Raw genomic sequence first — 8,741 nt, 5'->3', positions numbered from 1 at the left:
ATTAAGATATATCTTTAACTAGCACGTACAATTTTACAAGTAATTTTTAAATATTTTACATACAAAAGTTGTGGCAAAGGTAATACTAACCAGAGTAAGTGATTGAGTTATTACTATAACTTGAGCCACAACGAGGAAAAATCACATGACAAATTTACACACACACACCCAAAGCGACCCAATGCAGCGCATACGAATACTCACTTACATGATGTTTTTTATGTTTGCGATGACCTCAGATGCAGTAGGTATGATCATCCCTGAACTAATCACAGAGTTTGGTTTAAGTATGACCCAAGCCAGTGCTTTTCATTATGCACCTATGGCACTGATTGCCTTTAGTGGCTTGTTTTTAGGCTTTTTAGCCGACAGCCTAGGCCGTAAACAAACCATAATGCTGGGCTTACTTATTTTTTCGCTCAGCTGCTTTTTGTTTGCCTTTAGCAATAGCTTTTCGGTGTTTTTAATTTTGCTGTGCTGTATAGGGCTTGCCATTGGTTTATTTAAAACCGGTGCACTAGCGCTACTTGGCGATATATCTGCAAGTAACGCAGAGCACACTAAAACCATGAACAAAGTAGAAGGCTTTTTTGGTATTGGTGCCATTGTAGGCCCTGCACTGGTAGGCGTACTGCTTACTCAAAACGTGAGCTGGACTTACCTGTACATTATTGCCGGCGTTATGTGTTTAATTTTAGCGTTAATGGCATGGCGCGCCGACTACCCAAGTGTTGTTAAAAGCACAGAAAAGCCCGCTTCACTTGCCACCACCATGACAATGATTAAAAACCCGTACGCACTTGGTTTTTCGTTGGCTATTGCCTTATATGTAGCTACCGAGGTTGCTATTTACGTGTGGATGCCAACACTTTTAAAAGATTACACAGGCTCGTGGCCTTTACTTGCAACCTACGCACTTACACTATTTTTTGTATTACGTGCTGCTGGGCGCTTTATTGCTGTATGGCTTTTAAATCACTTTAGCTGGCAAGGGGTTATGGCTTATTTAAGCTTAGGCATCGCGCTGTGTTATGTAGGCACTTTGGTAGGCGGTGTTGATTGGGCGGTAGGCTTGCTTCCGCTTTCGGGTTTATTTATGTCGATGGTTTACCCTACTTTAAACTCTAAAGGTATATCGTGCTTTCCTGTTGCACAACATGGTGCAGTAGCGGGTGTTATTTTATTTTTTACCGCGCTTTCGGCCGCACTTGCGCCTTTATTTATGGGCATGATAAGTGATTACTTTGGCCACGTACGCTACGGTTTTTACTTAGCTACCGGCTTTGCTGTGATCTTATTTTTAGCCATGCTTTATAACTTTTACCGCGACCCTGCGGCAAAAGCATTAACTAAAAATGCATAAATGGCTGCTCAAGCCAGTATAAAAAACACCTTTAAAATCAATACAAAAATAAAATAAGAGCAAATTACACACAAAAACAATTTGCTTATTGTAAAAACTTTGTTATTTTTGCTTAATCGATTAAGTAAAAATAACAAACTCACACAACACAATGAGGCGTTAACATGACAACACACCACACACCTTTATATTTAATCAGTGCCTTAGCACTTGCAGTAAGCCAAGGCGTTCATGCACAAGATGAGCAAGAAACCAAAGTGCAAGCCAACCAAGGGCTTGAAACTATTGTTGTTACCGGTGTACCTCGCCGCACAACTATTATGGCGTCGAGCTCATCAGTAAGCAGTTTATCGCTTGAGCAAGTTGAGGTATCAACGCCACGCTCAACGGCTGAAGCATTTAGAATTATTCCGGGTGTTCGCGCTGAATCAACAGGCGGTGAAGGTAATGCAAATATTGCAGTGCGTGGCTTACCTGTAGCATCGGGTGGCGCCAAGTTTTTACAACTGCAAGAAGATGGTCTGCCTGTAATGCAGTTTGGTGATGTTGCCTTTGGTAACGCCGATATTTTTATGCGCCTTGATAACACAGTGCAAACAATCGAATCAATTCGTGGTGGCTCAGCCTCTACATCAGCCAGTAATGCACCTGGCGGCATAATTAACTTTATTTCTAAAAACGGTGATAACGAATCGGGTAGCGTATCTACTACTGTTGGCCTAGATTACGACAGTGTACGCACCGACTTTGAATACGGCACCTATTTAACCGACAGCGTGCGTTTTCATGTAGGTGGCTTTGTACGCCAAGGCGAAGGCCCGCGCGAAACAGGCTACACATCAAATAAAGGTGGCCAAATTAAAGCTAACCTTACTAAAGATTTTGAAAACGGCTACGTTCGCCTTTATTACAAACACCTAGACGACAAAAGCGTAGGTTACTTACCTATGCCAATGTACTCAAATGGTGACTCTATTGCCGGGTTTGATGCACAATCAGATACCCCTCATTCTGCATTATTTACCAAAACAGTGCGCCTAAATGGCGAAAACCAAATTAGCAGTGGCGATTTACGCGATGGCATGAACCCTAAAGTGGATGCGGTAGGTTTTGAAGCTGTATTTGATTTAGATAACGATTGGCGTATCGAAAACCGTTTTCGTAAATCGTCAATTAGCGGCAACTTTAACTCGCTTATTCCTGCTGAGGTTGGCAGCGCATCGTCTATTGCACAAAGCATTGGTGGTGTAGGCGCAACACTGAGTAACGCAAACACAGGCGAAGCATTTAATGATGAACTTGCCATGCGTATTCACACTTTTGATGTAACGCTTAACGACTTTGGCTCTATTGTTAATGATTTTAAACTAACTAAATCGTTTAGCGATGACACTAGCCTAACCTTTGGTTACTTTGCCTCTACACAAAACATTGCTATGTCGTGGTTATGGAACTCGTACTTAATGGAGCTTAAAGGCGACAATGCGGCACTTTTAAATGTAACCGCAGCCGATGGCACTGAGTATTCAGAAAACGGTTTATACGCATACGGCACGCCTTATTGGGGTAACTGTTGTCAGCGCGATTACGACACCGAGTACGATACTCGCGCACCGTATGTTGCGTTTTCAACAAAACTTGGTGATGTAAGCATTGATGCAAGTGCCCGCTACGACAGCGGTGAAGCACGCGGAAACTACGCAGGTGCCGTAACCTCAACAGTAGATATGAACCGCGACGGTACTATTTCTATTCCTGAGCAAAACGTAGCAGGTATTGATATAGCTAATGCAAGCCCAGTAAATTACGACTGGAGCTACTCGTCTTATTCTGTAGGTGCTAACTATCAAATTGACCCAAGCCTAGCTACGTTTGCACGTATTAGTAAAGGCGGGCGCGCAAATGCAGACCGTTTATTATTTGGTAAAGTACGCAGTGACGGAAGCGTAGCTGATGAAGATGCAGTAGATGAAGTAAACCAATTTGAGATTGGTGTGAAAAAACGTTTTGATTCGTTCTCGGTATTTGCAACAGCCTTTTACGCAGAAACAGAAGAGCAAAACTTTGAAGCAACATCGCAAACCTTTTTCGACCGTGAATACGAAGCAAAAGGGATTGAGGTTGAATCAACTTACTTTATGGATGCATGGGACTTTAGAGGTAACTTTACTTGGACCGATGCTGAAATTGCAAAAGATGCGCTAACCCCTGAAGTTGTAGGTAACACACCACGTCGCCAAGCGGATTTAATTTACTCACTAATGGCGCGTTACAGCTACGATAACGGCGCGGCAGGTGTAAGCTTTATTGGTACAACCGATGCTTATGCACAAGATAACAACGACCTTAAGTTTGACGGCTACACGCAAGTAAATGCGTTTGTAAGCTACGACTTATCAGAAAACTTAAACCTTGCGCTTAATGTAAACAACCTATTCGATACAGTAGGTATTACAGAAGCCGAAGAAGGCTCAGTACCAGAAAACGACATTATTCGTGCCCGTACTATTAACGGCCGCACTACGTCGGTTACTTTAAAATACGCTTTTAACTAAATGTGTGTATTGCGCTGCAGTGAGTCATCGCTGTAGCGCCTTTTAAAGTATGAATAAATAACACCCTTCATGTTTTTAGCCTAGCCTTGCTAGGCTTTTTAGGATATTCCAAATGACCAAACTCCTGTGCTTAGGCGAGCTTTTAATTGATATGCTGCCTCAAGATGCTCATAACTCAGCGTACTTACCCATCCCTGGTGGTGCACCTGCTAATGTTGCTGTTGGCTATGCAAAACTTGGCGGTGAGGCTGCATTTTGTGGTGGTAAAGGTGACGATCATTTTGCCAATCAATTAAGTAATGCACTGGCGCAATACAATGTAAATACAGACTATTTGTTTACCATTGCTGGCACACAAACCGCCATGGTAATAGTAAGCCTTGATGAAACAGGCGAGCGCAGCTTTGGCTTTTATCGCCATAACACAGCCGATGTACTTTTAACCCAAGCGCATTTAGCGCAAATAAATTGGCAAAGCATAAGTACTTTGCACTTTTGCTCAAACACGCTAACCGACCCAGCAATTGCCAATACAACCCTTAAAGCGCTAGAACTTGCTAAAACACATAATAAGCTCGTTAGTTTTGACGTAAATTTACGCTACAGCTTGTGGGAAAACACCCATGATATAGCCAGCAATGTACAAGCCTGCTTCGCTTATTGCGACATAGTTAAACTTTCGCGTGATGAACTTAATTTTTTAGCAAAGCATAGCGAAACAACGGGCGAAGATTACATTCAAATGCTATTAAATACCGGAGTAAAACTGGTGTTTTTAACCGACGGGCCTGAGCCTGCTACGGTTTACCACAGCGCATTTATACTTAACGAATCGGCACCAAAAATAAACGCAGTAGATACAACAAGCGCGGGCGATGCCTTTATAGCGGGGGTTTTATACTATTTAAATAACTTAGGGAGTAATTTATCACTAGCAGATAAGTTAAATGATGAAACCAGCATAAAAAACGCCCTGCACTTTGCCCTTCAATGTGGCTCTAAAGCGTGTTTAGCTAAAGGGGCATTTCCGGCATTACCTGTGCTGGCTGATGTAATATAAACAGTTAAAGCCCCAAATAGCGGGGCTTAACCTAATTTATAATTATTGCTTAATAAAAGTAACGCCTTTAGGTGTTTCACCTTGTGGTAAACGGGTTGAGTGCATTTGCGATAATAGCCATTTGTCACCCACTTTTGATACAACCACGCTTTCTAACCAATAAATGTCAGCACTTTTATCGGCGTTTTTAAAATTGGCTTTATTCCAGTAATTAATAAACGCAACGTTTCCTTCTACACGCGAATTTATAACACTAAAATAATTCGTTCTTATGTAATCAGCGGGCTTAACAACATTTACAAAGTCATCAATAGTCCACACTTCACCGTGCTCTAAAAGCAAGAATGAATCATCAACAGCCGCGCGCATTTTTGCGTGATCAAAGTTAGAAACAGCTAAAAATAAATCGCTCACGGGCGTAAATATGGTGTTGTCTTTTGCATGTATTGATGTAGAAAATATGAGTAATGCAAAAAGGGCAAGTACGTGTTTCATTGTTATTATAATGTATAGTTTTATTAGTACTAAGGAGTGTATTTTAATTAAGCAATATTAACAATTTAAATAAAGCAAATTCAAAAACTTATTAACGCTCCTATATAAAAAAGCACTCTATAGGAGTGCTTTAACTTAAACTTTTCAATCAAGCTATTCATCTAGCCAATCGATGGCGGCGGTGGCGTTTTCGTAGTATTGCACCTCGCCTGAAATAAACCAATTGCCTATTTTAGCCATGCGGGCTTGCCATTCTTGATTGCCATAAATAGCAATTTTATTAAATTCTTTTGAATGCCTTACGCCAAGCTTTAAATCATCCCACGCGGCGCGAAGCTCCCAGCCTTCTAGCTCGCTGGCATCAATAAGCACGTTTGCTATAGGGTGTTTAACCTCGCCAAGCGCTGAGTCGATCATAGGGGTAATGACTTTATAGTCGTCGTGGGTTAGCGTTCCTACAGCTTTTAGTTTTAAAAAAACTCTCGGCCTGCGCGTTCAATACCAATAGATAAACCATGTGTTGTGTGTACCATGCTGCTCTCCTTAATCGGGTGCGCTTATGTTATTTACAGCCTGTGTGAGTGGGTTTAATAACGAAAGTTGGAGTTAATTAAAGCCTATAAAGTGAAATTATTCCCTTTAAAAAATAAAAACCCCAAAAATGCCCATCACTTACTGAGTTAAACTATAAAACTACACCGTATTAAGTTAATTAGTACTGAACTAAATCAAACAATACTGCTAAATAATGCTATTTGCTAAGCGTTTTGTACGCGCTCTATTTGCTTATCTACATCTGTTAAGTGCCCTAATTTAAGCCACACTTTTGCACCTTGCTTACCTGCGGTTATATTAAGCTCACTATTAATAGGCAGCCTTAACCAACTGTGTTTTACTAATACATCTGTTTGCTCACTTATATCGCCTTCAAGCACGAGTAACTCAGCCCCCCCGTTTGCACTAATTTGCATGTTGGCGTCTGCCTCAAAATGCAATAAACTCACATCTTCAAAGTCATCTTTATAAAGAGAGGTTATGGCAAGGCCTTTAAATGTGGCGTGTTGCACACTGCCCATATGCTGTGTTTGTAAGCGTACGTGGGTTCTATCTTGTGGCTGAAATTGCCAAAGCTTTACAAATATTATGCAGCCTTCATCAGAGCCTGGTTTGTGCTTTGATTGCGGTGGGTTACGGATATAAGAGCCTTGTGGAAAATCGCCATGCTCATCTTGAAATACGCCTTCTAGTACAAAAAACTCTTCGCCGCCTGTATGCACATGAGGCGAAAACTCGCTCCCTGGTGAATAACGTACAATGCTTGTAGCACGGGCTACTTCTGCGCCTACTCTATCAAGTGGGCGCCTATCAACGCCCGCCATTGGCGAAGGGTTCCAATTAAGTTGCTCACTATGAACAACGACTCTCTGGGTAAAATCGGCAGCTATTTTCATTTTATTACCTTTAAAATTGCATAGTGTGAGAGTAAATTTTATGCATAAAAAAAGCGAGCTTATTAAGCTCGCTTATTTAATTTTTAACGCTTTACGCTACGTCTAGCTTTTTATGCTTAGAGTGTACAAACACTAAACCTACTAAGCCAATAACAACCACAGCGGCACCAATTGGTTTACCTAAATCGGCCGATAAATTAAAGCCAATAGCAGCAGTCATGATGTACGAAAGTGTTACGCCAGTAGCGATAACGGCAGGTATGCTGGTGATCCAGTGGAATGCACGTCTATCAAATAAGTACTTAGTTGCAAGCCATAGCACACTGGTTGAAAGCAGCATGTTTGAAAATGCAAAGTAGCGCCAAATAACTGAGAAATCTAATTTAGTCATAAAAAAGGCAATCGTTAAAATTGGCACTGCCAGTAATAAGCGATTACGTAAGCTTTGCGGAATATTAAACGCATCAACCACGGTTAAACGCAGTGAACGGAACGCCGTATCGCCAGAGGTAATAGGGAACACCGCAACAGCAATAATAGCCATAATACCGCCCATTACGCCTAAGTAGCTATTCGCTACATGGTTAACCACTAAACCTGGGCCACCTTGATCAAGCAATGCTTTTAAGCCTGCGTAACCTTCTGGGAACGCGGCAATACCCGCAAGTGCCCATACACAACCTACAATGCCTTCACACATCATTGCGCCGTAATATACTGGGCGTACGTATTTTTCGTTTGTTAAACAGCGGGCAATAATAGGCGCTTGGGTAGAGTGAAAGCCACTAATAGCACCACAGGTAATGGTAATAAACAGTAACGGCCAGGTTGGCAGGCCATCAGGGTTTGGCTCTAAAAAGTCATGCGCGTGGTCGGCTTCAAAGTAGGCTAAAAAGTCGCCTGCAACTGGTAAGTGTGGTGCATCTAGTAATAACGCACCGGCTATTAATGTAGTCATTACAATCATTAATAAGCCAAATAGCGGGTAAAACTTAGTAATAATTTTATCAATAGGTAGCAGCGTTGCTAAAAAGTAGTACGCTAAAATAGCCAAAACCCAAAAAGTATTATTAGCAAAAAAAGTGCCTTCAAATACATCTAAGTTACTTAATAAGCCTGCTGGGCTCATAATAAATACAACGCCCACAAAAAACAGCAGCATGGCTGTAAATATTAGCATAAAGCCTTTAAACACAACGTTGTAATAGTGCCCTGCTATTTCTGGTAAGCTTTTGCCATCTTCTTTAATGCTCATCACACCTGAGAAGAAGTCGTGTACTGCACCGCCTAATACGTTACCAAGCACAATCCACACAAGTGCTACCGGTCCGTAAAGCGCACCCAAAATTGGGCCAAATATAGGGCCTACACCCGCAATATTTAAAAACTGAATTAAAAATGCACGCACAGGGTGAATGGCTACATAGTCAACACCTTCGCTAAAGCGTTTTTGTGGTGTATCAACTGTTGTATCCATACCTGCTTGTTTTTCAACAAACGGGCTATAAAACTTATATCCCAGTATTAAGATTGTTATGCAGATAAAAAAGATGATCATAAAGCACGTTTCTCTTTTTGTATTTGGAGTATAGAGCGCCTAATTGCCGCCCCGCCTTTCAATCCATGAATAATCGACGAACATTAACAAAGTATTAATCCCCCCGCTATAAGACGAATAGCTAATACACAAGGGCCTGTAGACCTTTCAAGGTTAAATTTGCAGCAGCCTGTTTGGTATTTAGGCAAGGCAGCGCCTATGTGGTGTGGTTATTCCCCATAAATTGGCGATAAAGCAGCATCAATGCCAAACAGGCGCT

The 8,741-nt window shown here is 41.6% G+C and carries 6 protein-coding genes and 1 pseudogene; 3 read left to right on the top strand and 4 right to left on the bottom strand.

Annotation, left to right across the window (positions count from 1 at the left end; genetic code table 11):
• Nucleotides 1-145: 145 nt before the first annotated feature.
• The 3 genes from B4F91_RS16285 to B4F91_RS16275 all read left to right on the top strand — a co-directional run bounded on the left by B4F91_RS16285 (nucleotide 146) and on the right by B4F91_RS16275 (nucleotide 4,978).
• Nucleotides 146-1,363 carry an MFS transporter gene (locus B4F91_RS16285; RefSeq protein WP_286936454.1) on the top strand — a complete coding sequence of 406 codons (1,218 nt, stop codon included), beginning with the start codon at nucleotides 146-148 and terminating at the stop codon, nucleotides 1,361-1,363.
• A 164-nt stretch (nucleotides 1,364-1,527) separates the two neighbouring features.
• On the top strand, nucleotides 1,528-3,918 hold the full coding sequence (locus tag B4F91_RS16280) for a TonB-dependent receptor domain-containing protein (protein ID WP_096042799.1): 2,391 nt from the start codon (nucleotides 1,528-1,530) through the stop codon (nucleotides 3,916-3,918).
• Between the two features lie 112 nt (nucleotides 3,919-4,030).
• On the top strand, nucleotides 4,031-4,978 hold the full coding sequence (locus B4F91_RS16275) for a carbohydrate kinase family protein (protein WP_286936456.1): 948 nt from the start codon (nucleotides 4,031-4,033) through the stop codon (nucleotides 4,976-4,978).
• A 42-nt stretch (nucleotides 4,979-5,020) separates the two neighbouring features.
• Here B4F91_RS16275 and B4F91_RS16270 read toward each other — a convergent pair whose 3' ends face one another.
• The 4 genes and pseudogenes from B4F91_RS16270 to B4F91_RS16255 all read right to left on the bottom strand — a co-directional run bounded on the left by B4F91_RS16270 (nucleotide 5,021) and on the right by B4F91_RS16255 (nucleotide 8,482).
• Nucleotides 5,021-5,473: a nuclear transport factor 2 family protein gene (locus tag B4F91_RS16270; RefSeq protein WP_121638345.1), complete on the bottom strand. Its 453-nt coding sequence runs from the start codon at nucleotides 5,471-5,473 to the stop codon at nucleotides 5,021-5,023.
• 153 nt (nucleotides 5,474-5,626) lie between these two features.
• Nucleotides 5,627-6,006: pseudogene (locus B4F91_RS16265) on the bottom strand (STAS/SEC14 domain-containing protein).
• Nucleotides 6,007-6,231: 225 nt separating this feature from the next.
• The gene (locus tag B4F91_RS16260; protein WP_286936458.1) at nucleotides 6,232-6,924 is read right to left on the bottom strand and encodes a cupin domain-containing protein; all 693 of its coding nucleotides are present in this window, start codon (nucleotides 6,922-6,924) and stop codon (nucleotides 6,232-6,234) included.
• 91 nt (nucleotides 6,925-7,015) lie between these two features.
• Nucleotides 7,016-8,482 carry a carbon starvation CstA family protein gene (locus tag B4F91_RS16255; RefSeq protein ID WP_004589533.1) on the bottom strand — a complete coding sequence of 489 codons (1,467 nt, stop codon included), beginning with the start codon at nucleotides 8,480-8,482 and terminating at the stop codon, nucleotides 7,016-7,018.
• Nucleotides 8,483-8,741: the final 259 nt, after the last annotated feature.

The organism is Pseudoalteromonas sp. UBA6610 (assembly GCF_002433295.1).
Classification (GTDB): domain Bacteria; phylum Pseudomonadota; class Gammaproteobacteria; order Enterobacterales; family Alteromonadaceae; genus Pseudoalteromonas; species Pseudoalteromonas atlantica.
This window is presented reverse-complemented; position numbering and strand designations above follow the sequence as displayed.